Origin of the sequence: Streptomyces sp. NPDC058231 (genome assembly GCF_042882275.1) — a bacterium.
Classification (GTDB): domain Bacteria; phylum Actinomycetota; class Actinomycetes; order Streptomycetales; family Streptomycetaceae; genus Streptomyces.
In genome coordinates this window covers 16,122-42,858 of record NZ_JBHVWN010000051.1, presented here as the reverse complement: position 1 = coordinate 42,858, position 26,737 = coordinate 16,122, and the positions used below count along the sequence as shown (strand labels likewise).

The window sequence follows — 26,737 nt, the reverse complement described above, 5'->3', positions numbered from 1 at the left end:
TCGCGTGGCCGCCGTGAGTGCTAGGAATTGCACATGCCGAAAGAATCCTCGCACGCAGTTCACGCGGCGGACGTACACCGGGTCGTCGTGATCGTGGACGAGAACTCGAACCCCTTCGAGCTCGGCTGCGCAACCGAGGTTTTCGGTCTACGCAGACCGGAGATCGGCCGTGATCTCTACGACTTCAGGCTCTGCTCCCCCGAGCCCCGCACCCTGATGCGAGACGGATTCTTCACGCTCACGGGAGTTGCCGATCTGGAAGCGGCCGACGCGGCGGACACCTTGATCGTCCCCAACCGCCCGGACATCGAGGTGCCCCGCCGCCCTGCCGTGCTCGATGCCGTCCGACGGGCACACGCACGCGGTGCGCGCCTGGTCGGTTTCTGCAGCGGCGCCTTCACACTGGCCGAGGCCGGAGTCCTCGACGGGCGCCGGGCCACAGCGCACTGGCAGTGGGCGGATTCCTTCCGGGCCCGCTTCCCCTCTGTTCGGCTCGAATCAGACGTGCTTTTCGTGGACGACGGTGACATCCTCACCGCCGCGGGGAGCGCGGCTGCGCTCGATCTTGGGTTGCATGTGGTCCGCCGTGACTACGGCGCGGAGGTCGCCAACTCTGTGAGCCGGCGACTGGTCTTCGCGGCGCACCGGGACGGTGGGCAGCGGCAGTTTGTGGAGCGCCCCATGCCCGACCTGCCGGACGAGTCCCTGGCGCCTGTCCTGGCCTGGGCCCAGGAACGGTTGGACTCACCGCTCACTGTGTCGGACCTTGCGGTGCGTGCGGCGGTCAGTCCGGCGACGCTGCATCGCCGCTTCCAGGCGCAACTGGGCACGACGCCGTTGACGTGGCTCACGGGGGAACGACTTGCCCTGGCGTGCCGGTTGATCGAGCGAGGTGAGTCCCGTTTCGAGGTGGTCGCGCGGCGCAGCGGGCTTGGCACCGCTGCCAATTTGCGCACGCTGATGCGCCGCGAGACGGGTATCACGCCGTCGACATACAGGCGCCGGTTCGGGCCGGAGGTGAATTGACGGTGGGCATCCCCTTCCGGCCAACCGTGAATTGACGGCGGGCATCCCCTGACAAAATCGCCGACGTCGCAGGCCTAATCGAGGAGGCAGTGCTGGTCTTGTATGTCCAGCCCGCTGAACGGCAGCGGATGGCAGTGGCCCGGCTGGCACGGCGTACGGCAAGTGGGCCGTGGCCGCTGGAGGCAGCTCTGGCGGGCGGAGAGCGCCTGTACGGGCAGACCATGAAGCCGTTCGACCTCGCGGTCGTGGACGAGGCACACGGGACCGCCGGAGACCTCGGCCGGCCCTGGGCGGCGATCCATGACAACCAGCGGATCCCCGCGGACTTCCGGCTCTACCTGACCGCGACTCCGCGCATCCTCATCCACTGCGCCTCGTCACGGACCAGGGCCCGGAACTCCTCGGCGAGCGCTTCCTTGAGGAGGGTGTCGAACTCGATCCGTTCAGTGCCACCGGGCCCCTGGCTGTGTGGGCGCGTGGGTCAGCGTTTGACGCGGTTGCGGACGGCCAGGACCGCCAGGCCCAGAAGGACGGGCTCGGTCAGGCGGGAGGTCATCTCTATGTAGGTGCCGGCGGTGGTCAGGTCCTGTCCGCTGGAGCGGAAGACCACGGAGTTGAGGGTGACGTTCAGGGCCTTCTCGAAGCGCTCGCCGGTGAGCCTGCTCCCGGTGGGGTTGCGTGGGTCGTCTTTGTCGATCTCGAAGGTGACCTTGCCTCCACCGGGCGGCACGGTGCCGGTTACTTCCTGCTTCGGGTCGTCCTGGGGGAGCCCGAAGCCCATCAGCAGCACGATGGTGACGAGCATGGCGGCAGCGAGCCAGCCCAGGGCACCGGGAGGCGCGCAGGCCGTAGCCGGACAGCAGCCAGTAGCCGTGCAGCAGTCCGCGTTCGGCGCGGGTGGTACCGGTGCGGTCGTGGCGGCGCATCTCCATCTCGCCGTAGTAGAAATCCGCCGCCCCCGGCTCGTTCTTGCCGTCCTCGAACGCCTTGCGCAGCGCCCGGTACACCGGCGCCAGTTGCGCCGGCCCGACGTGTCCGCCGGTCACCGTCACGTTCCAGCCCCGGACCGCTTCCGGCTGGTTCGCGCGCCAGTGGTGTTCCTCGGCGAGGGTGCGGCGCTGGGTGAACGTATGGGTCGCCCGCGCCGCCAGTGCGTGCCGGGCGGGACCTTGTCGAAGGAGCAGGTGCCCTCCAGCCGGAGCTGGTCCAGATGCACGGTCCCGGTGAAGAGACACCCCGACAGGTCGACGTCAGCGAGGACCAGATGGGCCGCGTCCACCCCGCGCAGCGAGGCCATCCGTACTGTGCCGTCGGGCGCCCCGGCAAGAGTCTGCTCTGCCACCGGCTGTCCGTTGGGGAGCACGAAGGGGTCGACCTCCGCGGCGATCGTGAGGGGGTATTCGAAGACCGCGTCGGCGAAGTCCACCGTGGCATAGCGCAGACGCACCTCGGCCGTTGACGACCAGCGGGTCCGCCGGCACTCCACCCGGCGCGCGGCGAACGAGAGGGTCACCGGGCCGCTGAACACCGCCCCGGGCAGCACCACCCGCCCGGCGCACACCAACGGTCCAAGGCTGGCAGCTCGCTCAAAAACCACCTGCTCGAACCGGGCGTCGCCTTGGAAGGTTGCCGACTCGAACCGGGCGTCGCCTTGGAAGGTTGCCGACTCGAACCGGGCGTCGCGCTGGAAGGCCGCCGACTGGAACACAGCGGTACCTCGGAAGGCTGCCAAATCGAACCAGCCGCCCTCGAAGGTCGAAAACTCGAACCGGGCGGCCCCTTGGAAGGTTGCCGACTCGAACCGGGCATCGCGCTCGAAGGTGGCCGACTCGAACCCGGCGGTGCCTTGGAAGGTGGCCGACTTGAACCCGGCGGTGCCTTGGAAGGTGGCCGACACGAACCAGGCGGCACCCTGGAAGGTGGCCGACTCGAACCAGGCGTCGTCCTGGAAGGTGGCCGACTGGAACCCGGCGGCGCGCTGGAAGGTTGCCGACTCGAACCGGGCGTACTCGAAGGTTGCCGACCCGAACACGGCGACGCCTCGGAAGGTTGCCGACTCGAACCGGGCGTTGTCCTTGAAGCTTGCCGACTCGAACCAGGCGTCGCCAAGGTTGGGGTGTCCGGTGGCGGGGTCGCGGAGGGCGTCGAGGAGGACGTCGAGGAGGGGCTCGGTGAAGGGGGTGCCGCGGTGGTCGATGTCGGCACCGGGGGTCAGACCGGCCAGGTAGGCGTCGCGGTCGGCGTCGGCGAGATGGGCGAGGCATGAGGTGTGGCCGGTGACGTGGATGCCGCGGCAGCCGACCGGGTCCTCCGGCGTGGTGCCGTGGCCGCAGTGCGGCCAGTCAGGCGGATTCGAGGACGGTGCGGGGCGCGGGTGTGTCATACCCGAAGGACGATCGAGCGCGGCCGGATAGTTGCCGACCTCGCGCTTCTCCTCCTCTCGTGTGGACGGTCACGTAATTCCCCACGGCTACGGTCACGTAATTCCTCAGGTCCTCGACCGGTTGCGTGCTCTCGCGCTGTCCGGCGTCTGAGCCGTCACCCCGCTTGCCCGCAGGCCCATCGCGCTGCCCGGCCGACCGCGTCACGGGTGGAGCAGGCACCGATCACTCGGATCGCCCGTCACTGGTCCTACTCGGCTCGGGGTTGGCTGAGGTGGGCGAGAATGCCTGGGCCTGGCTCCGGGGTGATGTCGTGTGCGGTGACATCGGCTCCACACGTGTCGCAGGTGAGCTGCGTGTGGGCCTCACCGGTGCAGTCGCGGTGGCGGTAGTGAGCGGGCGGCCCGTCGGGTGCCATGTAGGTGTCGCCCCAGTCCTTGATCGCCATGAGGATTGGGTAGATGTCGTGGCCCTTCCGGGTCAGCCGGTATTGCGGGTGGTTGCCGTCGGTCGCCTGCTGCCGAGCCAGGATGCCGTGCTCGACCAGCCGTCCCAGACGGTCCTGCAGTCGACTCCGGGAGATGCCCAGCGCGCTCTGGAACTCGTTGAACCGGCGGACACCGGCGAACGAGGCTTTCAGGACCAGCAGCGTCCAACGGTCACCGAGGACCACCAGCGGGCGCGTGATCGAGCACGGCAGGTCAGCGAGGTCTTCGTAGCGCACGCCGCGACTCTACCCGGGCAGTTCCAAAACGAGACCGACTTCGGCTAGTGTCCGGTCTCGAAACGAGACCACATCGGTGGAGGCGTCCCCCTTGAACCCGACCAGCACCAGCCCCGGCACCAGCCCCGACCTGCACGAGGCGCTGAGCCGGATCCTCGCCGGCCGGTTCACCTGCCGTCAGTTCCAACCCGGCCCGGTTCCCCGGGAGACCATCGACCAGTTGCTGCAGCTGGCCCAGCGCACCCCGTCCTGGTGCAACACCCAGCCGTGGCAGCTGCACATCACCGAAGGTGCTGCGACGGAGCGCCTTCGCACCGAGCTTCTGGCCCACGTCCAGAGCCACTCGGACTCGCCCGACTTCCCATTCCCCACCCAGTACACCGGCGCCTACCGGCAACGCCGACGCGAATGCGGCCTCCAGCTGTACGGCAGCCTCGGCATCGCCAAGGGCGACCACGAGCGGACCCTGCGACAACTCCTGCGCAACTTCGAGCTTTTCGACGCGCCGCACGTCGCGATCATCACCACCGAGGCCGACCTCGGCGTCTACGGTGCCGTCGACTGCGGCCTCTACATCAACACATTCCTGCTCGCCGCACACAGCCTCGCCCTGGCAGCAGCGCCGCAAGCTGCCCTCGCCTCCTATGCCGGCTTCCTCCGCGACCACTTCGACATCCCTAACAACCGGCGCGTGGTGGCAGGCATCTCCTTCGGCTACCCCGACCTCGACCACCCGGTCAACTCGTTCCGCACCAACCGCGAAGGGCCGGAGAACGCCGTCACCTGGCACACCGGCTGAGACCGCACACGGACCAGGCCCTGGGGAGTTGCTCGCGACCGCCGTCCCCATGGGGAATCGTGACCGGGAGGGTGGGGAATTACGTGACCATCAACCGGCCGGGGGCGGGGAATTGCGTGACTGTCCACATCTCGCTCCAGCTGCTCGGCATAGGCCTCTTCCAGTACGGCATGCCAAGCCTCCGTAGCCTGCCGCCGCCGTTCTTCGTGCTGCCTGGCGAGTTCCTGAGCCAAGCGGCGTTGGGAGTCGGGCCGAGTCACAGCCGGACGGTGACGAAGTGGCCCACGGTCAACCCTCGACAAGATCATCCTGTCGCAGGAGTCCCGGCCGGGAGCCGCTTCAGCTGTGTCAGCTGGGCGGGTTGTGGGTCTGTTCGGGCGTGGGCGTAGGCGTGGCGGTGGTGGAGGTGCTGGTCCAGCTGGCGAGTATGCCCAGTGCTTCAGCGGAAGGGGAGGCGGGTTCGGGGGTGTAGATGGCGAGGCTCTGCTCGGGGTCGTCTTCGGCGGCGAGGACGACGTAGTCGAGGGTGAGGTCACCGACGAGCGGGTGGTGCAGACGTTTGGTTCCCGTGGTGTGCGCCCGGACGTCATGGTCGGCCCAGAGCCGGCGGAAGGCTTCGCTGTGCAGGGACAGTTCACCGATCAGTTCGGTGAGCTGCGGGTCGTCGGCGTGGCGTCCGGCGTACAGCCGCAGGCTGGCCACGGTGTCCCGGGCGACTTTCTCCCAGTCGGTGTAGAGGTTGAGGGCGGCCTTGTCGAGGAAGACGAAGCGGGCGAAGTTCCGCTCGCGGTGCGGGCGAGAGGCGAAGTCCGCGAACAGGGCGTAGCCGAGCCGGTTGGCGGCCAGGATGTCCAGGCGCCTGCCCTGGACGACGGCGGGGACACCGAGCGCGTCCAGCGCCCGATAGAGGGCGGGGCGCACCTTTTGCGGGGCAAGGGGGCGCTTGCGGCGGGCCCGGGCGGCGGTGGTGGGCTGGGCGAGATCGAAGAGGTGGGCGCGTTCGGCATCGTCCAGGTCCAGGGCGCGGGCGACGGCCTCCCAGACCGCTTCGGAGACGCCTTGGGTGCGGCCCCGTTCCAAGCGGATGTAGTAGTCGACGCTGACTCCGGCGAGCTGGGCGACTTCCTCACGGCGCAACCCTGGTACCCGGCGGGGCCCGGCGTGGGGGGTGAGACCGGCCTGTTCGGGGGTGATCCGGGCCCGGCGGGTGCGCAGGAACTCGCGGATCTCGCTGCTGCGGTCCATGCATCCACCGTACGGCGCACCCGTGGGCCTCACCGTGGCCAAAGGGGTTCTGCTGGACCCCCGGACGAACGCGCCCCCGTACGGGCCTCCACGGTGGGCCTGTGGCTGGTTGCCTGGATAGCGGGCCTGCTGCACCGCACTGATCCTGGCACTGGTAGGCCGACGGCCCTCACCCGACGTGATTCGCATGGTGTGAGGCCGCCTGCCCACCACGGAAGAGAACCCCCATGGCTTCGAAACTGACCGGCACCGTCGCGCTCGTTACCGGAGCGAGCAGTGGTATCGGAGCTGCCACCGCCCGTGAGCTCGCCGACCAGGGCGCAACTGTGGTCGTGGTGGCCCGCCGCAAGGACCGCCTGGAGGCGCTCGCCGCCGAGATCACGCAGGCCGGCGGCACCGCGCTGGCGGTAGAGGCAGACGTCGCCGACCGCGACCAGGCCGAAGCGGCCGTAGGGCAGGCGGTGGAGCGGTTCGGCCGGCTGGACATCCTGGTCAACAATGCCGGGCTGATGCTGCTGGGCCCGGTCGTCGGAGCGGACCCCCAGGAATGGGAGCGCATGATCGCCGTCAACGTACAGGGCCTGCTCCACACCACGCACGCCGCCATGCCGCACCTGCTCAAGGCCGCCGAAGACGGTCCGCGGCAGGTCGCCGACATCGTCAACATCAGCTCGATCGCCGGCCGCAAGGCGTGGGCGAACTACGGGGTCTACAACCTCACCAAGTTCGGCGTGAACGGATTCACCGAGTCCCTGCGCCAGGAGCTGGCCGACCGGCACGTGCGGGTGGGTGTCCTGGAGCCGGGCGCCGTCGACACCGAGCTGGGTTCGCACAACAACGACACCATCCACGCGGAGATCCTCAACCCGTTCAACGAGCAGCACGAGCGCCTCGCGCCAGACGACATCGCCGACGGGATCGCCTACATGGTGACCCGGCCCCGGCACGCGGCGATCGCCGAACTCTGGGCCATGCCTACCGACCAAGCCTGATCACCACCACAATGACAAGGGAGTACCTGATGAAGCACGTATCGCTGGGCGGGCTGGATGTCTCGCGCATCGGCCTGGGCGCCATGACCATGGCCGGCACTTACACCACCGGCGGAAAACTCGACGACACCGAGTCGATCCGCACCATCCACCGGGCGCTGGACCTCGGCGTCACGCACATCGACACCGCCGAGATCTACGGCCCCTTCCACAGTGAGGAAGTCGTCGGCAAGGCCATCAAGGGCCGGCGCGACCAGGTCGTCGTGGCGACGAAGTTCGGTCTGCTCTCCCACTCCGGCGGCAGCCCGGCCCCGGGCGTGGTCGACAGCAGCGCCGCCAACGTGAAGGCCGCCGTCGAGGGTTCCCTTAAGCGGCTCGGCACCGACCACATCGACCTGTACTACCAGCACCGCGTCGACCCGAACACGCCCGTCGAAGAGACCGCCGGCGTCCTAGCCGAGCTGGTCGCCGAGGGCAAGGTCCGCCACATCGGGCTCTCCGAGGCCAGCCCCGCGACGATCCGCCGCGCACACGCCGTGCACCCGGTCGCCGCGCTGCAGACCGAGTACTCGCTGTGGACCCGCGACGTCGAGGACGAGATCCTCCCGCTGCTGCGCGAGCTCGGCATCGGCTTCGTCCCGTACTCGCCGCTCGGGCACGGTCTGCTGACCGGACAGATCCGCTCCGTCGACGACTTCGCCGATGACGACTGGCGCAAGACAAACCCGCGCTTCACCGGCGAGAACTTCCAGCGCAACCTGCGCATCGTCGACGAGGTGCAGGCGATCGGCGCCGAGATCGGCGCGACGCCTGCACAGACCGCGCTGGCGTGGCTGCTGACCCGCGGCGACGACATCGCCCCCATCCCAGGAACCCGGCGGGTCTCGCGCGTCGAGGAGAACACCGCAGCCGACGGCATCGAGCTCACCGCCACACAGCTGGAGCGGCTGAACAACCTCACCCCCGCCTCGGGCGAGCGCCACGACGAGGCGAACATGGCCGCCATCGACCGCTGACCCCGCCGAACGAGCGGAGAACGACCATGGAGTACACCCGGCTGGGGTCATCGGGCCTCACCGTCAGCCGCATCGCCCTGGGAACCATGAGCTACGGCGACGGCGGCTCACGCCCGCTCGCGCGGAGAAGACGAGTCGGGGGTGCCCGACCCACTTCGCCGAAGCCTTTGTCTTGTCATCAGTTCGCCGTTGGGCGAGGCACAGGCCCCATGTGAGGGACTGTCCAATCAACGGTGTAACTGGGGTTGTTGAGGTTAGTGGCGTGCTGTGCTGAGTCGGCCGTCGAAGGTGATGTCGAAGGCGTTGAGGGCGGTCTTCCAGCGGCTGGTCCAGCGGGCTCGTCCCTTGCCGGTGGGGTCCAGCGACATGATCGCCATGTAGACGCATTTCAGTGCGGCCTGCTCGTTGGGGAAGTGACCGCGGGCTTTTACCGCCCGGCGGATCCGAGCGTTGAGGGACTCGATCGCGTTGGTCGTGCAGACGATCCTTCGGATCTCGGTGTCGAACCGCAGGAACGGGGTGAACTCCTCCCAGGCGTTCTCCCAGAGCCTGACGATCGCCGGGTACTTCTTGCCCCACGCGGTGGCGAACTCGGCGAACCGGTCCAGCGCGGCCTCGGTCCCCAGCTGGCCATGAAGCCGGAGATCTACGCGGTGCTGGAGCCGGTGCACTGGCTGCTGGCACGGGTGAACAACCCATTCATGGAGCGGCAGATCGCCCGGGAGGTGGGCCGTCAGCTGGCGGGCGGGATGGACGCTGAGCGGCTGCACCACCGGCTGACTGCCCGGTTCGCCAAGGTGATGGCCTCGGAGATCCGCGACCCGGGCCGGTGGCTGCTCGGGGTCGCGCTGCCGCGTTGGGGCTGCGGGCACCTGGACTGCGAGTCCGGCGTGCGCTGGTAGAACGGCGAGCGCTGCGCCGTGTGCGAGGAAGTCGTCGCCGACAAGTTCGCCGCCCGCCAGCGTGCCCAGCGCCTGGAACAGGGCCTGTGCCCCGAGCACGGCAGCAAGCCCGGCCCGTCCGGGATCTGCCGGGATTGCGAGCTCCAGCAGGCGATCGACGGGGGCGCGGCCTGGCTGCCGCCCCCGCGTGAGCTGGAGGGCCCGCTGCGGGGTTCCTGCGGCGAGTGCGGGTGCCTGATCTTCTTGACGGGCCGGGCGCTCGAGGACGGCCTGTGCAAGCTGTGCCGCGAGGAAGCCGGAGGAGGCATAGGGGGGCGGCCACCAGTGAGAGGCGCAGCGCGAGCATGAAGAGGTCGAGCCGTGCGGGATCGAGTCCGGGGCGTGACAACGCCGGGTACTGCTCGCCGAAGCGAAGCTGAAGGAAGACATGCTCCCACTCGACATCGAAGAACATCAGACCTTTGATGTCGATGAGGACGGGGTGCCCAGAAGCATTGACCAGGAGATGGTCCGGCCCCAGATCGCCGTGGATCAGTCCGTGTTCCATGCGCGGAGACACCCGCGCGGCCGGCTCCTGCAGGCGGTCGTGCAAGCGGCTCGAGGCTGACCGGGTCCTGGGGTCGTGCTCCGCTGCCTCGGCGAGATCCCCTGCGGCACGCTCAACGGCCGCACGCATCAATAGGGCTCACGCTCTGCTGGCGAAAGCGTCTTGGACCGCCTCGCGATGGCTGCTCCACCAGGTGGCCAGGTGCTCGACGGGCTCCAAGACCTCATCGGCTGAGGTGTCGGCCTGGTCGTAGTGAAACTCGAAGATCCAGAAACTGACCAGGTGCTTCCACCACAAGCGTTCCACCGCCTGCGCCAACACCATCCGCGGGAGCGGGGTCGCAGCCCGATAGCCGCGCACGAACGCCGCCACCCTCGCAAGGTCAAGCACGCCGTCCTCGCTGTCGAACTGGACTACCGCGGTACGGGCGACCTCATGCGCGAAGGGCCGCACAGCCAGACGGTCCCAGTCCAGCACGGCGCTGACCTGTCCGTGTTGATGCAGGATGTTCCGCCATCCCAGGTCTCCGTGAGTCCATCCGTACGGCCCGTGCCACGGCCCGAAGGTGGGAGCGTGCGCGGCGTGCGCGGCCAAGAGCGCCCTGCGACGCTCCAGCAGGTCCAGCGCACGCGTGTCGAAGAGAGTCGGGTTCGGTAGGGCGCGGCAGATTGCGGCCAACCTCTCGACGGTTGCCAACGCTGACTCCACTCCGCCGGGACTGGCCTGCGGCCGCGGCCCGATGCCGGGTAGCGGCACACACACAGGATCATTAAGGACCCGTTGCAGATCGGCGACCAACGTTCCGAATTCCGCGGCCTGCTCCAGGGACAGTTGGCGGCCTGGCAGGTGCGCACCCTCTGCCCAGTGCGACAGTCCATAGGTGCGCGGTCCGATCTGCAGCAGTGGTTCACCGCTCCGGGTCGGCACCCACGTCGGCACCGGTAGCCCGAGTCGGGCAAGGGCCGTAAGAACCCGCGCGCTGCGTGACACCTCCTCGGCATCGGCGCGATGCAGCAACTTGAGCGCGAAGTCGCCGTTGCCGGTCTGTATCCGCCAGTTACGGTTGAGTATTCCGTTGGGCAGGAAGACCAAGCCGTGGACCTCGCCGAGGCCGAACTCCCGGCGGATCACCTTGAGGTCCTCGCGATCCACGATCGGTGCCAGATCAAGAGATGAAGAGGGAAGCCGCGTCGTCACCAGCGGCACAGTAGCGGGACCGTGGTCCAGAACATTGCGAGGGAAGCCCGGAGCATCCGGTTTCAGGGAGAATGCGTACTTGATGTCGATCCGGCAGCGCACGGCCTCGGCGGCCTGCCGGTCGGACAGACCGAGCAGGAACTGCAGAACGCTTTCAGTGGCCACCGGTGCCGGTGACAGGGCCGGACGCCCGTCACGCGGACACCACTCAGCGAAGCCCTCGTCGCGCCACAGTTCCCGACAAAGTCAAGCTCACCAAGAGCATCCCGATGCTGCTCTGGCAAGAATCTCCATGCCTCCCAAACTCGGTTCTGGCACAGATCTTGGGGAGCCGTCGCGGAGAGTGACGGTTTCGTTCGATTGCAGGGGAGGGTCACGAGCCCGAGGCCGGTCAGCGTTCACGCATTCTGGTACCACCAGCCGAACATCACCAACTCGATGTAGTTGGGTTCCGGCAAGGTGCGGCGCTCGAATTCCGCATCGATGCGGGTGATCAGTCGGCCCAAGTCCCGTTTGGCTCCGGGAGGAAGATGCCGCATCGCCCAGCCCGGAACCGTGTGGTGCGCGGCGTCCTCAACACTGCCTGCGTGCTCAGTGACGGCGTCTGAGCACCACTGGTTCTAGCGCAGCCCGATCCTGTCCACGACGTGGGTCGCGAGCATCCATGCAGCCACATCCCGAATGCCGTCCGTGGCGGTTGCGTCGTAGGGTCTCAACCGGCCGGCTATCTCTTGGCCGAGGGCTTCCGCTTCTGCGAGAGAGACACGGCTGTCCAGCCCTCGCAACCACTGCGTTACCAGGCGGATGTAATACGGGTTGGGCCAGGGTCTGTCGTCGACTGGCAATGCCAGCACTTTGATCGCCGCTGCCAGGCGGGCAAGCGGTGAGTCGTGACCATCCAAGATCAGCCCAAGTTCGTTCGGCCGGAGCAATTGGCCGTCTGGGGCGACGCGGACGAGTGGCAGCGGGTGATTCGTGACCGCGGTCAACGCAAGGCTCCGATCGCCCAGGCCGAAGCCAACATGCACGCGCGATGCATGGCCGGGATCGTCGACGTACACCACGACACGTTGCGAGCCGGACCTCACCAGCTGGGTGACCCACCGGGTGAGGTTCTCCACGTCGGACACGCACACCCGCGACCCCTCCACGTTCAGCACCCCGTCAAAGACGACGTCGCCGATGGCAGGCATGGCGCGGTTCCAGATTGATACCCGGGTGAGCGCGCTCTGCCCGCGAGTCTGGACGACGATGTGCTTGCCGTCGCTACAAGCTGGCGAGTTGTCCCAGTCCAGCTCCGGAGGATCGGTGGATCCGATCAAGACCACCGGATGATTCGCGTAGATGTCCACTGCTCCAACCAGCACGACGGGTCTCCTGATCTGCTGAGATGCGCAGCGAGTACCGCCACGCGCCGTGATGACGACGCGCGGCTCCACCGCCGTCACAGGCCTGGAGCTGATGACCGCCCTGCACCCGCCGACCCGCGCCTTTGAACCCGATGACACGGGGAAGTGGCACTCCGAACACAATCCCGGCTCGCTGGGTAGGGACCCGGTGGACTGCGCACCGTGCGAGGCCCCCGACGGACACCCGCTGCTCGCAGACCTGCCGCGTTTCCACCACCGCCCTCCGGCGGAGGAGGCGTACGACTGGGCGCGCCCGCTCACCGACGCCGAATGCCTGCGCCCCCACCTGGTGGGCATCGACGTGAACGTGGCCTTCGTCGCTGGCGCGAACGGCCTCACGGCCGGCCTGGGCGTGCCGTCAACCAACTGGCCGTGGAGAACCGGCAATTACGCGGTGCGCTGTCGCAGGCCAGCTCCCCGATCGGAGCACTGCCGACGCAGCCGCGGCCCAATCGGATCCCGTGAACCGCGCTCAGGGGCCCAGTTCGGCCGTGGGGAACATCGTTACAGCCGTTGGCAAGAACCTCGTCCTGGGCCGCTACGGCTTCAACGCCTCCGTGCCGTGCGAGGGCCTACGTCTGCTGCGTGACCCGGACGCGATCGAGCTCGACGAAGACGGCGCGGAGGAGTAGAGCCCTCAACCAGGTCAGGCCGATCAGCCTTGTAGGGAGCGTGTCCATTCCTGCGCCTGTCGGGGCCGGGCCGTCTATCGCGAACGCCTCAGCTCCACGTCCCGCAGCGGCCCTGAGTCGCATCAGTCGAGGGCGTGGCTGCGGCCGGTCTGCAGGATCTCGTCGGAGAGCTCGGGCTCGACGTGGCATACGGCGCGGGCGAGCATCAGCGCGCCGACCATTTCGCTGAGCAGGCGGATGGCCCTGTGGCGGGCCTCGGCCGGGTCGAGCTCGTGGCCCTTCTCCTCAGCTTCGCGCAGGAACTCGGCGGCGAAGCCGGTGAGGTAACCCTCGACGCCTTCGGCGTACGCGCTCTGCACGGCTTCGCTGTGCCGTCCGGCGTCGGTGACCAGGGAGGCGGAGGGACAGCCGCCGTCCGGGGCGTCACGGTGCGCGGTGGACAGATACCCGGCCACGACCCGCTCCAGCGGAGAGCCGGCCTGGCCCGGACCGTCCTCGATCGTCCGGGCCAGGCCCCCGAGCGAGGCGGCGTAGGAGGCGCCGTACACCTCCACGGCCAGGTCGTTCTTGGAGGCGAAGTGGTTGTAGAAGCCGCCGTGGGTGAGTCCGGCTTCCTTCATCAACTCGGCGATGCCGACCGCGTCGATGCCCTGCGAGCGAAACATGCGGCTCGCCGCTTCGAGGATGTTCTGCCGGTTGCGGGCCTTGTCCTCCTTGGTGATCCGCGGCATGGCCGTCCTCTCGCGTCGCTCTCGATTTGACATTTTTAATGATGCCTCTCATCATAGCAGGAGTTTCAATGATGTCCATCATTAATAATTCGTGGAAGGGGAGCGCCATGCGCGCCATCGCCTACGACCAGCACGGAGAAGCCAGGCAGGTACTACGCCTGAGCGAGCAGCCGGCCCCTGCTGCGCCCGCGGCCGGGCAGGTGCAGGTGCGGGTGCTGTCCCGGCCGATCCACCCCGGCGACCTGGCGGGAGTGGAGGGCCTTCCGGGTGGGTCGCGGCAGCGGTTCGCCACGCCACGGATTCCCGGCGTGGAGGGAATGGGCGTCATCGAGACCGTCGACGAGGGTGTGCAGGATCTGCGGCCCGGTCAGCGGGTGGCGTTCTTCCCGGTGCCGGGCGCGTGGAGCGAACTCGTCACGGCGCCGACCGATCTTGTGGTGCCGGTGCCCGAGGACCTCGGCGACGAGACCGCGGCTTTGATGCTGGTCAACCCGCTGACCCTGCTCTCCTTGCTGCGGGCGGTCGAGGACGCCCAGCCCGGCCAGGCCGGTCCGGTGGTGCAGTCGGCCGCCGGTTCGTCGGTGGGAAAGCTGGTCAGCGCCGCAGCACTCAAGCACGGCATCCCGCTGGTCAACCTGGTACGCAGCGCCACGGGGGCGCAGACCTTGCGGCAGCGCTTCCCCGGACTGCCGACCATCTCGACGGCCGACGCGGACTGGCGCACTCAGGTCCAGGACGCGACCGGCGGCCGGGGTGCCCAGGTCGTACTGGACGCGGTGGGCGGATCCCTGACCGGTGAGCTGGCCGGGCTGCTCGCCGACGGCGGCACGCTGATCACCTACGGACAGTTGGGTTCCGGCAGCACGCCGCTGGAGTCGCTCGCGCTGACCCCGCGGGCCCTGACCGTGCGGGGCACGTCCATCCTCCAGTGGATGGCCGCCCGCACGCCTGACGAACGGGCCGAGGACGTCGCCTTCGCCGCCCGTCTGGCCGCGACCGCCCCGGAACTCTTCGAGGTCGCCGCCAGCTACGACCTCGCCGACTTCGCGAAGGCCATCGACGATGTCCGCCGCCCCGGCAAGAGCGGAACCGTCCTGCTCACCAGCCCCGCACCCTGAACCCCACGAAGGGCACCGCCATGAAGATCGGAACCCTCGGCGCCGGAACCGTCGCCCAGGCCATCGCCCGCCACGCCGTGGCCCACGGCCACCAGGTCGTACTGAGCAACAGCCGCGGCCCCGCCTCCCTGGCCGGCCTCGCCGACGAACTCGGACCGCTCGCCCACGCCTGCACCCCGGAGGAAGCCGCCGCGGCGGAACTCGTCGTGCTCGCAGTCGGCTGGCCCCAGATCCCGGACGCGGTAGCCAGCCTGCCACCCTTCGACGGGCGCATCGTCATCGACGCCACCAACCAGTTCACCTCCCCGCCCCCGCACACGAAGATCGCCGACCTGGGCGAGCTGACCGGCAGCGAACACGTCGCCTCACTGCTGCCCGGAGCCCGCGTCGTCAAGGCGTTCAACACCCTCTACGGCCAGTACATCGCCGCCGACCCGCGCCACCAGGCCGGACGCCAGGTGCTGTTCCTCGCCGGTGACGACGCCGACGCCAAGACCACCGTCAAGGACCTCACCGCCGCCTTCGGCTTCGCCCCCGTCGACCTCGGCTCCTTGCGCGAGGGCGGACGCCTCATGCAGCTCGGCGGCCCACTCTCCGGCCTCCACGCCCTCAAACAGGACTGAGCCGGGCCCTCACCCATTCCTCGCTCTCCTCCTCCACCCCCAGCACAAGGAAGTTGCTCATGAACACCACCCAGCCCCTGCTGCAGCCCGTCCGCCTCGGCGCGCTGGAGCTCCCCAACAGAATCGTCATGGCCCCCATGACCCGCGCCCGCGCTCAGAACGCCGAGCTGGCCCCCACCGACCTGCACGCGACCTACTACGCACAGCGCGCCGCCGCCGGCCTGATCGTCACCGAGGGAACCTGGGTCAACCCCGACGCGATCGGCTTCATCCACGCGCCCGGCATCTACACCGACACGCAGACCGCCGGCTGGGCGAAGGTCACCGAAGCCGTCCACGAGGCCGGCGGGCGGATCGTCTCCCAGTTCGGCCACCTCGGCACGGCCTCCCACCCCGACCACCTCGGCGGCCGCCTGCCCGCCGGACCCTCGGCCATCAACCCCGGCGAGAAGTCCTTCACCCCCTCCGGCCCGAAGGACACCGTCACCCCGCGCGCCTACACCGCCGCTGAGATCGCCGCCACCATCGCCGACTACCGCCATGCGGCCGAGAACGCCCGCCGCGCCGGCTTCGACGGCGTGGAAATCCACGCCCAGCAATCCCACTTGATCCCGCAGTTCCTCAACCCACGTCTCAACCAGCGCACCGACGCCTACGGAGGCAGCAGCGAGAAGCGGGCCCAGTTCCTCCTCGACATCCTCGACGCCGTCAGTGACGTGTGGGGCAGCGACCGCATCAGCGTGAAGATGTCCCCGGGCTGGACCAACGGAACCACGTTCACCGCGGACGAGGAGACACTCGCCGACTACGACCAGCTGCTCAAGAAGCTCAACGACAGCAACCTGGCCTACCTGCACCTCCTGGGCACCCCCGGCACCATCGAGGAGCGCATCGCCCTCTTCTCCCGCTACCGCGCCCACTACCTGGGCAACATCGTCGCCAACCTCGGCTTCACCCAGGCCCTCGGCAACGAGATCCTCGACCACGGGATCGTCAACGCGGTCTCCTTCGGCGCCCCCTTCATCGCCAACCCCGACCTGGTCGAGCGCTTCGCGCAGGGCCACCCGCTGGCCGACGGCGACCGGGACACCTACTACGCCGGTCACACCGAGGGCTACACCGACTACCCCGCCTTCACCGCCAACTGAGCAAAGAAGATCTCCGTGAGCAGCAACATGCGAGCAATGATCGCAAACGTCGAAGTAGAGAGCCTCGAAGACGCGGTCCCTCTCTACCAGGACCTGGCCGGGGACGCGCAAGTCCGCCGATTCCCCTACAATGAACTGGAGTTGGCACTGGTAGGACCCTTCCTGCTCTACTCCGGCCCGCTGGAGAAGTACGTCTCGCAGAACGCGACCGTCATCGTGGAATCCCTGACCCCCGTTCTCGACACTCTCGGCAAGGCCGGCGCCGAGATCCTCGAAGCACTCAACGAAGTACCCAACGGCACCAGGATCGTCGCCCGCCACCCGGACGGCTCTGTCTTCGAGTACATGCAGCCCCGCGCCTGAGCCCCGAGCGCCGCAGCACCACTCCACTGCTCGTGAGGCCAGCATCGGGCCGACCTCACGAGCACTGCCAACACCCACGGATGGGAAGAACCCGTTGCTCCGGCTGGTGCTCCCGAAGCCGCCGCGAAGCGCCATCGCTCCAGGCGCCGGCGACGCCGTCGCGGCTGTACATCCTCGCTCGCCTTCGCCAGCTGTAGACCACGTCTTCGGCTTCTTGAGTAGCTCTGCGCGACCGTGGACAGGAGGGGAGGAGCTGGACCTTGGGCCAGTGGCACAGGCAAACGGCAGTTCAACACGCAGAACTTGACAGGGAAGGGTGGACTGACCGAGGAGACGAGCCGGGCACGGACAAGACCATCCTGATGTCCATCGACTTGCCCCGGCCCTGACAGGGCGCGGGGCAGGACCCCAGCGAACACTCCCGTATCTGGGCAGTCGCGTCCGGGAGACGACACCACCTGATCAGTGAGTCGGGCGAGACCGTGTCAGGCCAGACGATGCAGCCGAGCATGACGAGCTGGCTCCTCGCCGCTGCAGCAGCAGGCGGGAACTCGGGCTCTCACTTGCGGCGCAGTGCGGCGCGCACGGCCTTGGAGTTCGGGCTCTTGGTCTCGACGAGGTTGACTGCCTGATCGACGAGCCACGTACCCCGTTCGCCGGGAACGAGCCGCAGCGCGGTGTCCATGGTCATGCCGGGTGCCGCTTTGCCGAGTTCCACGGTCACCCGCAGTCCGATTCCCGCCGGGTGCGGACCGAAGGCCGAGACTTCGACCGGCTTGCCGGTGCTCACCCGCGCGTCCGGGTAGTCGCGGAGCCGGGGTGCACGAGTGATTTCGATGCACTCGGCGATAGTGTCCGCCCCCAAGCTCTGCCGCAGACGTTCGGTGCGGGCTTCGCAGGCGGCCTCCCAATCCTTATCCACCGAGGCTTGCTGATAGGCCCGGGCGGCCTCGACCGCAGCCGCCGCGTTCTCCTTGCTCCCACCGCCACCACCGCCACCGCCGGTGCTGGCGGTGCTGGTGGCACCGGCGGTGCTGGTGGCGGTGCCGGCACCGTGGTGATTGTCGCAACCGGCCAGCGGCAGGGCTATCGCCATCACGAGCACCCCAGCGGCACGTCCAACCCGAGCAGCCACGTTCTGTCCCCAGACCTCTCATCGGCCCTCTGACCAGCGCCGTTTGGAGGATTACAACGCGGGGTCGGAGCCCGGTGATCTGAACGAACGGCCGGAGGGTCTTCGTCGAGCGGGTGTATGTCGTCGCGAGGACGTACACCGTCTGCGCGACTCGGATATACGTGTGCACGACCGCCGCCGCACGCCGCTCGTTGTTGTGACGCGGATCACTGCGTTCGGAGGGAACGGTTCCGTGATCACTCTATTCACAGTTGGTTCACACGAACTACCGTCCCCATACACCGATCGAGATCATCTGGTGGCTTCTTCATGCCGTGCTGGGGAGCGCGGCGGCTGCCATACATCTCGGCGGGTCAAATGTTGATGGTGGGGTTCGCTGACGTGTGCCTCGCATGGGGTGGGAGCGTCAGTGGGTTCTCGGCGTACGCGGTGGGTTTCTTTGGGAGTGGCCGGGGCGTTGCTCTCCGGCTTGCTGTCGACTGTGTCGGTGGTGTCGCCGCCGGGGGCGGTGGCTGCGGATGACTCGACACCGATCGTCCCGTCGCAATCAGTTGGCTCCGTGCCGCCCAGCAGGCGGAAGAGGCGGGGAAGGCTCTTCCGAAGCCGAAGTGGCCGGCTGCGGCTCAGGCGCGCGTCGATCTGTCGACGGCAGCGCCGGGGGACCCAGGGACTGTCATAGCGACCCCGTCCGATGCGCCGTCTCCCACCGCACCGTCCTCGGCCACACCGTCGCCTACGCCGGGCGGCGACGAGAGCCGGGTTGCCGATGTCGTGGAGGTCGCGCCTGTTGCAGAGGGGCCCGGTCCCGCGCCGCAGTTCGCCGGGGCCGGCCGGGTCGTGTCCGCAGACGATCCGTCGCCGTCTGCGACGTCAGGCGAAGATGCCTCGCCGGAGGCGAGCCCCTCCGCCTCCGATGCGCCGTCACCCGAACCCACAGGCTCTGGCGCGACGGATCCGGTCGCGGATCCGTTGACCCCGGAGCAGGTCGATGTGCAGGTCCTTGACCGGGAAGCGGTTGCTCCGGTCGGGGGAGTGGGTCTGGGTGTCCAGGTTTCCCGGACCGATGGCGGCAGTGAGCCGGGCCAGGTGCAGCTGGGGATCGACTATTCAGGTTTCCAGTACGCCTACGGTGGTGATTTCGCGCAGCGTCTGATGCTGGTGAAGCTTCCTGCCTGTGCGCTGACCACTCCGGAGGCGGAGGGCTGTACGGCTCGTGAGGTCGTGCCGAGCGACAACGACGTCAAGACGGGCACGCTGACAGCGACGGTCACAGCCGACGCGGACACCACAGTCGCAGACCCCGGCACCGATGGTGGCGACGCTGGCCTGTCCACCCAGCTGGGCACGAGTGGGGGCGCCACTGTCTACGCGGTCACGACCGGGTCCTCCTTCGATCAGGGCGACTACCGCGCTTCCTCCCTTGCTGCTTCCGGGGCGTGGTCGGTTTCGACCGGGTCCGGTGCGTTCACCTACAACCTGCCGATCCAGCTGCCTGCTCCCGCGATGGGCTCGGCGCCCTCCCTGGGCCTGTCCTACAACTCGCAGTCCGTGGACGGCCGTACCTCGGCCACGAACAACCAGGCGTCCTGGGCCGGCATGGGCTGGGACCTCGGCGTCGGGTTCATCGAACGCCGCTACCGCAACTGCTCCGACGACGGTCTGCCGACGATCGGCGACATGTGCTGGGACTCGCCCAACACGGACAAGGAACCGGACGGCGCGGTCTACGTCATCAGCCTCAACGGTGTCACCTCCGAGCTCGTCCAGGACGGCACCGGAACCGGCTCCTACCACCTCAGGGACGACCCGGGCTGGCGGGTCCAGCACCTGACCGGCGGCCACGGCGCGGATGACGAGTACTGGGTGATCGGCACCCAGGACGGCCAGCGCTACTACTTCGGCTGGGGCCGCTCCGAGCGCACCCAAGAGGCGACCTCGTCGGTGTACACGATGCCGGTGGTCGGCAACAACGCCGGAGAGCCCTGCCACGACCAGTTTCCCGAGCCGTGCACCCAGGCCTGGCGGTGGAACCTCGACCGGGTCATGGACGCCAACGAGGTCGACACCACCTACTTCTACGACAAGGAATACAACCACTACCGGTCCGTCGCGAACACGGACAAGCCCCGCCAGTACACCTCGGGCGGCTACCTGAGCGCCGTCGAGTACGGCTGGCCGACCCAGATCGCCGACTCCAAGCCCACCGGCAGGGTCGAACTGACCCACGTGGGCCGGTGCGTGGAACGCATGGCCGAAGCCGACCCGCTGCGCGACGAACCCAGCGCCTGCCCGTCCATCAGCTCCACCCCCACCTCCTACCCCGACGTCCCGGTCGACCTGATGTGCGACGGGACGGCGAACGACTACAACTGCGCCGGCAAGACGTACTTCCCCACGTTCTTCACCAAGGACATGCTCTGGGACATCAAGACGTTCGCCCTCAAGACCACGGGTGACGGCTGGGACCTGGTGCAGCAGTACCAGACCAAGCACGGACTGCCGAACCCCGCGGGCACCATCGGCAAGACGCTGTGGCTGGACTACATGCAGCGCAAGACCTACGGCGACGGCACCGACATAGTCCTGCCCGTGATCAACTTCAACGGTGTCGACCTGGACAACAAGGTCGGCTCCAGCGAGATCAACTTCCGGCGCATCAGCACCATCCACGACGAGCTCGGCGCGACCACCACCGTCACCTACGGCGCCCCCGACGCCTGCGACGCAGCGTCCCTCCCCACCCAGGCGTCCAACAAGCAGGACTGCTTCTGGCAGAAGTGGACCCCAGAGGGCGAGACGGACGCGAAGTCCGGCTGGTTCAAGAAGTTCCTGGTGACCCAGGTCGAAGTCGACCCCACCGTCACCAGCAACCAGGACGGCGCACCCGTCATCACCACCTCGTACGACTACGCGGGCGGCGCCGGATGGGCGTTCACCAATGACCCGCTGACCAAGGACGAGGACGAGTCCTGGACCGACTGGCGCGGCTACCAGCAAGTCGCCGTCACCACCGGAACAGGCACCGCCAAGCACACCACCTACAACTGGCTCTACCGCGGACTGGACGGTGACCGCATCGACAAGACCGACCCCTCAAAAACCCGGGCGGTCAGCGTCAGCGACGGCGAAGGCACCACCTACACCGACGAACCCTGGCTCTCCGGCCAGACGATCGAGACATCCCAGCGCGACGACACCGGCAACTCGCACGAGCGGGTCTTCCATAGCTACTGGACCCACACCACCGCCACCTACGACGGCATAGCCGACGCGCGCTTCGTCCGCGAAGCCCAGACCACGACGCAGACCAAGATTTCCACGGGCTGGCGCGAGCATGTCGTCCAGAGCGAGTTCGACGACACCAACAGCACCTCCACCACCTACGGCCTGCCCCTGCGCACCGACGACTGGGGCGAGACCAACGTCGCCGACAACCGCTGCACCACCTACGGCCGCGCCTACAACACCGACGACTACGACTCCACCGGCGCCCAGCGCTGGACGGCCCTCCAGGACGAGGTACGGCACTACAACACCGGGTGCGCCGACCGCGCGGCGGCCAACCAGGACACATACACGGCCACTTTGTTCGACAACGCGACCTCCATCGACACGGACAAGCCGGTCGACGGCAACGCCACCGAAGTCCGCACCTACACCGATGCCAGCACGTACCGCAGCATTTGGGCGGGCTACGACGACGCCGGACGTGCCATCTGGGGCGACGACAGCAAACACAACCGCACCACCACGACGTACAGCCCGGCCAACCTATGGCCGACCAACGGGATCACCAGCACAACGGCTGATCCCGACGGCACCATGTCCGCCAAGGGTCCGCTGAGCACGACCGTGTGGATGTCCCGGTTCTGGGGCGTGCCGTACAAGACCCAGGACGCCAACAAGAACGTCACCACGGTCACCCTGGACGCGGCCGGCCGCACCACCGAGGTGTGGAAGCCCACCGAGACAGGCACTTCCCCATCGCTCAAGTTCGGATACTCCATTCCCACTGCCACCAGCAGCGGCATACCGGACTCCGTGACCGACTTCCCCCAGGTGAGCACCCAGACCCTTCAGTCCGGATCCACATACCTGTCCTCCTACGCCTACCTCGACGGCCTCGGGCGTACCCGTGAGACCCAGAACCCGCTTCCCGACATCGTCATCCCGGTACAGGCCAGCTACCGCCAGGTCGCAGTGACGCGCTACGACAGCGCGGGCAACACCGTCGGTACCTCAGCGGTCTTCCGCAGCAGAGGGGCAGCAGCGTCCGACGGACTCGTCTCGCCCAAGCTTGAAGACCTGCCGTCCTACACGGAACACCTGGTCGACTGGGCAGCGCGAACGGTGCAGTCCCGGCTCCGAGTAGGAGACGGAACCACCTCCCAGATCCAGGCCGCCAACCGGGTGACAACCACATACAACGGTGACTACACCACAGTCAGCCAGCCCGACAGAGGCGACACCGACACCTACGCCGACGTCTACGGGCAGGTCTCCAAGGTCGTCGAACACGACGGCACCTCCCTGTTCGCCACTCAGTACCAGTACGGCGGCAACGGCGAACTGACGCAGATCACCGACGCCCGCGGCAACAACACCGCCTACACCTACGACTGGGCCAAGCAGCGCCTCACGGTGAATGACCCGGACGCCGGCGAGTCCATCACCAAATACGACGAAAACGGGCAGATCGACACAGTCACCAGCAATGCCAAAAAGACTGTCGTCACGTACTCCTACGACAACATCGGCCGCAAGACCTCGGTGTCCAGCGGAAGCAACGAACTGGCCGCTTGGACCTGGGACGACCCGACCGTGCCCAATGGGCTCGGCAAGGTGACCACGACGACCAGCCGCGACACCGACGGCAACGCGTACACCTCGAAGATCAACAGCTTCGACACCCGCGGCCGGCCACTGAGCACCACCACCACCATCCCGGCCAACGTCAACGGCCTCGCCGGCAGCTACACCACCACCCAGACCTACGACGCCGCCGACCACATCATCACCGCCACCTACCCCAAGGCCGGCGGCCTGGACGCCGAGACCGTCACCACCTCGTACGACAGCTACGGCCACCCGGACCGGCTCACCGGCACACTCGGCAACGCCGTCTACGTCAACAGCACCCGCTACGACGACTACAGCCGTCTCGTAGGGCGCGACTACGGCGGGACATTCACCGGCACCGGCGTCAACGCGAAACGCTCCTACGCCTACCAGGACACCAACGGCACAGGCCGCCTGGACTCCATCTCCACGACGGTCAACGTCAACGGGCTCATCCAAGAGTCCCAGAAGGACACCTACAGCTACGACCCCGACGGCAAACTCACCGAACTGAGGGAGCAGGCCAGCGGCCAGACTGCCCAGTCCCAGTGCTTCCGGTACGACGACCTGGCCCGCCTGACCGACGCCTACACCAGAGCAGCCGCGAGCGACTGCTCCAACTGGGCTACCCCTGCTGTCGGTGCAGTCTCCGACTTCACCGGCGAAGCCCCCTACCAGACCCGCTACACCTACGACCGGCTCGGCAACCTCCAAAGCGTCACCGACACCGACGCGGCCGCCAAGCAGACAACCCGCGACTACCTCTACCCCGGCTACGACGACAGCGGCACCTGGACCACGGCCAACCCCGACCAACCACCACACGGCGTCCGCCAGATCGACAACAAATCCGGCACCACCATCACCTCCAAGGACACCTTCACCTACACCCCCGACGGCCAGCTCGAGCACCGCGTCGAACCGGGCGCCACCACGGCCGACAACAAGAAAACCGACTACACCTGGACCGCGCTCGGCCAGCTCAACACCGTCACCACCACCAAGACCACCGGCACCGAACTCACCCGCTACACCTACGACGCCGACGGCAACCTCCTGGTCCGCACCAACCCCCAGGAAACAGTCGCCTACCTCGGCGGCACCGAACTACGCACCACCGACGGCCACACCGCCACCGCCACCCGCTACTACGCCTGCGGCACAGCAGCCGTCGCCATGCGCACCACTGACTCGGGCAGCGGCAAAGTCACCTACCTGATGGCCGACACCCAGGCATCGACCCAGCTGGCCGTCGACGCCAAGACCGGCACCGCCACCCGCCGCCGCTACACACCCTTCGGCGACGAACGCAGCGGCAACCTACCCACCGGAACCGACCACGGCTTCCTCGGCAAAACCGAAGACACTGCCACCGGCCTCTCCCTCCTCGGCGCCCGCGCCTACGACCCCAAACTCGGCCGCTTCCTCAGCCCCGACCCCCTCAGCACCCCCTACGACCCACAAAACCTCTCCGCCTTCAGCTACACCCACAACGACCCCATCAACTTCAAGGACCCGACAGGCCTCTGCGCAGACGACGGGACCGGACACTGCCACCCGAAGCCGATCGAGAAACCGCAACCGCAGCAGCCGCCGTCGCCGAGCTCAGGGAGCCCCACGATTGGCGGCTCCGGCTCCAAGCCTGCTGGCGACGGAGACGGCGGGTTCAGCTGGGGCAAGCTCGCCGGTGAGGTTGCAGGCATTGCGGCCGGGGTCGTTGTAGGCGTCGTGTGCGAGAGCGCACTAGTCGCCGGGTCCTTGGAAACCGGCGGCGCTACTCTGCTGGCGACCCCTGCCTGCGGCGCGGCAGCAGGGTTCGCCCAAGCAGCGGTTTCCGACCTCGTCGACGGCGATGACGAGTCAACGACGGAAGCTCTCAGCAACGAAGCTGAGGGCGCAGCAGCCGGGGCCATATTCGGGCTTGCGTTCGAAGCAGACGAGCTCATGGCAGAAAAAAATGCCGTACGCAAGATCGGAATATGTAAAAACAGCTTCCTGCCTACCCAGCAAGTCAAAACGGTCGACGGCACGACCAAGCCACTCAAAGACGTCCAGACCGGCGACAAGGTCATCGCCACTGACCCTGAAACCGGCAAGACCGAACCACGCGAAGTCCTCGCCACCATCATCACCAAAGATGACAAAGACTTCACCGAACTGACCGTTACCACCAATGCCGGCGACGTAGAACTCATCGCCACCGACCACCACCCGTTCTGGTCCCCCTCCGAACATGCCTGGGTAGACACCGCGGACCTTCACTCCGGCATGACACTGCGCACGGACGTCGGCACACCTGTAATCGTCCGCACAACCCGCTCCTTCCAAAAGACCATGGAAACCCGCAACCTCACCGTTGACGGCCTCCACACGTACTATGTGCTGGCGGGGACTACGCCGGTACTCGTTCACAACAGTAACTGCGGTGGGCGTTGGAAATTGGGCGAAGATTATTCCACACCCAGTAAGAATGGCGTCGCACCATCCTTGTCCACCATGCGCAAGCGATTTTGGAAGAACGAAGCGGCGGAGCCGGGCGCCGCAGACCAATACGGTGCCGCGAACATCGGTCGTATGAAGCGGGGATCGGCGCCACAGCGGCAGCGTCCGGACGGATCGCGGGAATCAATGGAGCTGAGCCATGAACCTATTCCCGACCGGGATGGTGGCATGTTGCTAACACCGCGATGGCCAGAGGATCATGCAATTATGGACCCCGGCGGATACCGTAGGCTGCCGCCCGGTTACTAACGCTGCGGACGGGCGCGGCGCTAGTGCGCCTCTGGCGCCGCGTCCAAGCGTGATGCTGAAGTCGGGACGATCTAGGAGGATTCAGGTGAGCACAAGCGGGGCGCAGACGGCGGCTTTCTTCCGTGAGATTGCTCTGACACGTACCGTTTGGTGGGTTCGAGACGATCACGGCAGTCCGACCCCGGTCTCAAGTTCCGGGCAACCAGCTTTCCCCTATTGGTCGTCGGAGACCCGTGCGCAGCGCGCCGCTCAGCTATGGGGTCCTCAATTTCGAGCTGTTGCAATGCCGCTGGACCATTGGCGAAGTGCGGCTTTGCCGGATCTAGCCAAGGATGACTTCCGGGTGGGGATTAACTGGAGCGGGCAGCGCCTGACTGGATGGGACTTCACTGTTGGTGAAGTAGTCAACCGTCTCGTTCACGCGCTTGGCGAGCCACCCTACGATTCGGCCGAGTGACGGCTGTCGCAACGCCCAATCGGAATTTGTTTCCAGTGGGGCCTCTGGGGTGTCTGACGGCAGTAGTTGACGGCAACGTCAACGGACGGGTCCGGCTCGGAGGGCGGTTCGCCGCCTTCATCGAGTCAGTGGACGGCCCCTGCGGGGTCACGGAGAGAGTGGCCGAGGAGAACGATGGCGTCGCGCGAAGCGGCCAGCGTGGTGCGAGCTGTTCAGAGTTTCTTTACTTCATCAAGGGCGCCCCGCTGACGCGGGCCGCCGCGCGCCGGCGGTCGGCGACCGCCGCCCGCTCCTGTCTGCCGCCCCGCTGGCGACGGCCGCCGACCACTCGGCGCGCAGAGCCCGGGAGCGTAGGCCGGACTACCAATCGGAAGCCCTGGTCCGACCGCTCAGCAGCAGACTGGCCGAGCGCCTGAGAGGCCGCCCGGCGGGCTCGGGCCGTCCCGGACGCCCATGCCTGCTGCCTGGCTGGGGGTCGCGACGATGGAGATAACTGGGCTGATGCCGGTGCGGGGTTGAGCGAGACACACGTGGCGGGTGGTCGGTCGGCGCGCCCGCCGTGGTGGCTGACTTTCTGTGGCAGAGGCCAGAACCCCCACAGTCATGGGCACGGCACGTACGTGAGGCCCGTCCCTGCCGGGGCTGACGAGTGCGGGGGAGCCTCGATCGGCTGCGCCCGGCAGGGACGGGAGTCGGGTGGGT

The 26,737-nt window shown here is 67.7% G+C and carries 21 protein-coding genes and 3 pseudogenes; 15 read left to right on the top strand and 9 right to left on the bottom strand.

Features of this window, described 5'->3' with window-relative positions; all coding sequences use genetic code 11:
• Positions 1-33 precede the first annotated feature (33 nt).
• Positions 34-1,026: a GlxA family transcriptional regulator gene (locus tag ACFVXE_RS27860; RefSeq protein WP_389675170.1), complete on the top strand. Its 993-nt coding sequence runs from the start codon at positions 34-36 to the stop codon at positions 1,024-1,026.
• A 173-nt stretch (positions 1,027-1,199) separates the two neighbouring features.
• Positions 1,200-1,388: pseudogene (locus ACFVXE_RS27855) on the top strand (DEAD/DEAH box helicase family protein); the annotation flags it as partial.
• 119 nt (positions 1,389-1,507) lie between these two features.
• Here ACFVXE_RS27855 and ACFVXE_RS27850 read toward each other — a convergent pair.
• The 3 genes from ACFVXE_RS27850 to ACFVXE_RS27840 form a co-directional block, all read right to left on the bottom strand.
• Positions 1,508-1,831 carry a hypothetical protein gene (locus ACFVXE_RS27850; RefSeq protein WP_389675168.1) on the bottom strand — a complete coding sequence of 108 codons (324 nt, stop codon included), beginning with the start codon at positions 1,829-1,831 and terminating at the stop codon, positions 1,508-1,510.
• A gap of 243 nt (positions 1,832-2,074) precedes the next feature.
• Positions 2,075-3,409 carry a pentapeptide repeat-containing protein gene (locus tag ACFVXE_RS27845; protein ID WP_389675166.1) on the bottom strand — a complete coding sequence of 445 codons (1,335 nt, stop codon included), beginning with the start codon at positions 3,407-3,409 and terminating at the stop codon, positions 2,075-2,077.
• A gap of 248 nt (positions 3,410-3,657) precedes the next feature.
• Entirely contained in the window at positions 3,658-4,131 is a 474-nt protein-coding gene (locus tag ACFVXE_RS27840) for a winged helix-turn-helix transcriptional regulator (protein ID WP_389675164.1), read from the bottom strand.
• 91 nt (positions 4,132-4,222) lie between these two features.
• On the opposite strand from ACFVXE_RS27840, the gene ACFVXE_RS27835 reads away from it, so the two are divergent.
• Positions 4,223-4,930: a nitroreductase family protein gene (locus tag ACFVXE_RS27835; protein ID WP_389675162.1), complete on the top strand. Its 708-nt coding sequence runs from the start codon at positions 4,223-4,225 to the stop codon at positions 4,928-4,930.
• A 348-nt stretch (positions 4,931-5,278) separates the two neighbouring features.
• On the opposite strand, the gene ACFVXE_RS27830 is transcribed toward ACFVXE_RS27835, so the two are convergent.
• Complete coding sequence (locus ACFVXE_RS27830) at positions 5,279-6,175, bottom strand: helix-turn-helix transcriptional regulator (RefSeq protein WP_389675160.1); 897 nt, start codon at positions 6,173-6,175, stop codon at positions 5,279-5,281.
• 227 nt (positions 6,176-6,402) lie between these two features.
• Here ACFVXE_RS27830 and ACFVXE_RS27825 point away from each other — a divergent pair, with 227 nt between their 5' ends.
• Together ACFVXE_RS27825 and ACFVXE_RS27820 are read left to right on the top strand one after the other, a co-directional pair.
• Entirely contained in the window at positions 6,403-7,167 is a 765-nt protein-coding gene (locus tag ACFVXE_RS27825; RefSeq protein WP_389675159.1) for an SDR family NAD(P)-dependent oxidoreductase, read from the top strand.
• Between the two features lie 29 nt (positions 7,168-7,196).
• Positions 7,197-8,183, top strand: coding sequence for an aldo/keto reductase (locus tag ACFVXE_RS27820; protein WP_389675157.1), 987 nt, complete (start codon positions 7,197-7,199; stop codon positions 8,181-8,183).
• A 254-nt stretch (positions 8,184-8,437) separates the two neighbouring features.
• Here ACFVXE_RS27820 and ACFVXE_RS27815 read toward each other — a convergent pair.
• Positions 8,438-8,773: pseudogene (locus tag ACFVXE_RS27815) on the bottom strand (transposase); the annotation flags it as partial.
• A 42-nt stretch (positions 8,774-8,815) separates the two neighbouring features.
• Here ACFVXE_RS27815 and ACFVXE_RS27810 point away from each other — a divergent pair.
• Together ACFVXE_RS27810 and ACFVXE_RS27805 are read left to right on the top strand one after the other, a co-directional pair.
• A complete protein-coding gene (locus ACFVXE_RS27810; RefSeq protein ID WP_389675156.1) occupies positions 8,816-9,085 on the top strand; it encodes a hypothetical protein in 270 nt (89 codons plus the stop codon).
• Between the two features lie 18 nt (positions 9,086-9,103).
• The gene (locus ACFVXE_RS27805; protein WP_389675154.1) at positions 9,104-9,433 is read left to right on the top strand and encodes a hypothetical protein; all 330 of its coding nucleotides are present in this window, start codon (positions 9,104-9,106) and stop codon (positions 9,431-9,433) included.
• A gap of 337 nt (positions 9,434-9,770) precedes the next feature.
• On the opposite strand, the gene ACFVXE_RS27800 is transcribed toward ACFVXE_RS27805, so the two are convergent.
• Positions 9,771-11,009: a phosphotransferase gene (locus ACFVXE_RS27800; RefSeq protein ID WP_389675202.1), complete on the bottom strand. Its 1,239-nt coding sequence runs from the start codon at positions 11,007-11,009 to the stop codon at positions 9,771-9,773.
• 440 nt (positions 11,010-11,449) lie between these two features.
• Entirely contained in the window at positions 11,450-12,196 is a 747-nt protein-coding gene (locus ACFVXE_RS27795) for a hypothetical protein (protein ID WP_389675153.1), read from the bottom strand.
• Positions 12,197-12,245: 49 nt separating this feature from the next.
• On the opposite strand from ACFVXE_RS27795, the pseudogene ACFVXE_RS27790 reads away from it, so the two are divergent.
• Both ACFVXE_RS27790 and ACFVXE_RS27785 read left to right on the top strand, forming a co-directional pair.
• A pseudogene (locus ACFVXE_RS27790) lies at positions 12,246-12,599 on the top strand (transcriptional regulator); the annotation flags it as partial.
• A 130-nt stretch (positions 12,600-12,729) separates the two neighbouring features.
• Complete coding sequence (locus ACFVXE_RS27785) at positions 12,730-12,870, top strand: hypothetical protein (protein WP_389675206.1); 141 nt, start codon at positions 12,730-12,732, stop codon at positions 12,868-12,870.
• A gap of 122 nt (positions 12,871-12,992) precedes the next feature.
• Here the strand turns inward: ACFVXE_RS27785 and ACFVXE_RS27780 are convergent, their stop codons facing one another.
• Entirely contained in the window at positions 12,993-13,601 is a 609-nt protein-coding gene (locus ACFVXE_RS27780) for a TetR/AcrR family transcriptional regulator (RefSeq protein WP_389675151.1), read from the bottom strand.
• A 68-nt stretch (positions 13,602-13,669) separates the two neighbouring features.
• Here ACFVXE_RS27780 and ACFVXE_RS27775 point away from each other — a divergent pair, with 68 nt between their 5' ends.
• Genes ACFVXE_RS27775 through ACFVXE_RS27760 form a run of 4 tightly spaced genes read left to right on the top strand, consistent with a single transcriptional unit; the run spans position 13,670 to position 16,853 of the window.
• Positions 13,670-14,719, top strand: a complete 1,050-nt coding sequence (locus ACFVXE_RS27775; protein ID WP_389675150.1) for an alcohol dehydrogenase catalytic domain-containing protein — start codon at positions 13,670-13,672, stop codon at positions 14,717-14,719.
• A gap of 20 nt (positions 14,720-14,739) precedes the next feature.
• A complete protein-coding gene (locus ACFVXE_RS27770; RefSeq protein WP_389675149.1) occupies positions 14,740-15,342 on the top strand; it encodes an NADPH-dependent F420 reductase in 603 nt (200 codons plus the stop codon).
• A 59-nt stretch (positions 15,343-15,401) separates the two neighbouring features.
• Positions 15,402-16,490, top strand: a complete 1,089-nt coding sequence (locus ACFVXE_RS27765) for an alkene reductase (RefSeq protein WP_389675148.1) — start codon at positions 15,402-15,404, stop codon at positions 16,488-16,490.
• 36 nt (positions 16,491-16,526) lie between these two features.
• Positions 16,527-16,853, top strand: a complete 327-nt coding sequence (locus tag ACFVXE_RS27760) for a VOC family protein (protein WP_389675147.1) — start codon at positions 16,527-16,529, stop codon at positions 16,851-16,853.
• Positions 16,854-17,412: 559 nt separating this feature from the next.
• Here the strand turns inward: ACFVXE_RS27760 and ACFVXE_RS27755 are convergent.
• The gene (locus tag ACFVXE_RS27755; RefSeq protein WP_389675145.1) at positions 17,413-17,949 is read right to left on the bottom strand and encodes a hypothetical protein; all 537 of its coding nucleotides are present in this window, start codon (positions 17,947-17,949) and stop codon (positions 17,413-17,415) included.
• Positions 17,950-18,957: 1,008 nt separating this feature from the next.
• Here ACFVXE_RS27755 and ACFVXE_RS27750 point away from each other — a divergent pair.
• Entirely contained in the window at positions 18,958-25,578 is a 6,621-nt protein-coding gene (locus ACFVXE_RS27750) for a polymorphic toxin-type HINT domain-containing protein (RefSeq protein WP_389675143.1), read from the top strand.
• Complete coding sequence (locus tag ACFVXE_RS27745) at positions 25,529-26,035, top strand: DUF2750 domain-containing protein (protein ID WP_389675141.1); 507 nt, start codon at positions 25,529-25,531, stop codon at positions 26,033-26,035. The genes ACFVXE_RS27750 and ACFVXE_RS27745 overlap by 50 nt, the downstream gene beginning before the upstream one ends.
• Positions 26,036-26,737 lie beyond the last annotated feature (702 nt).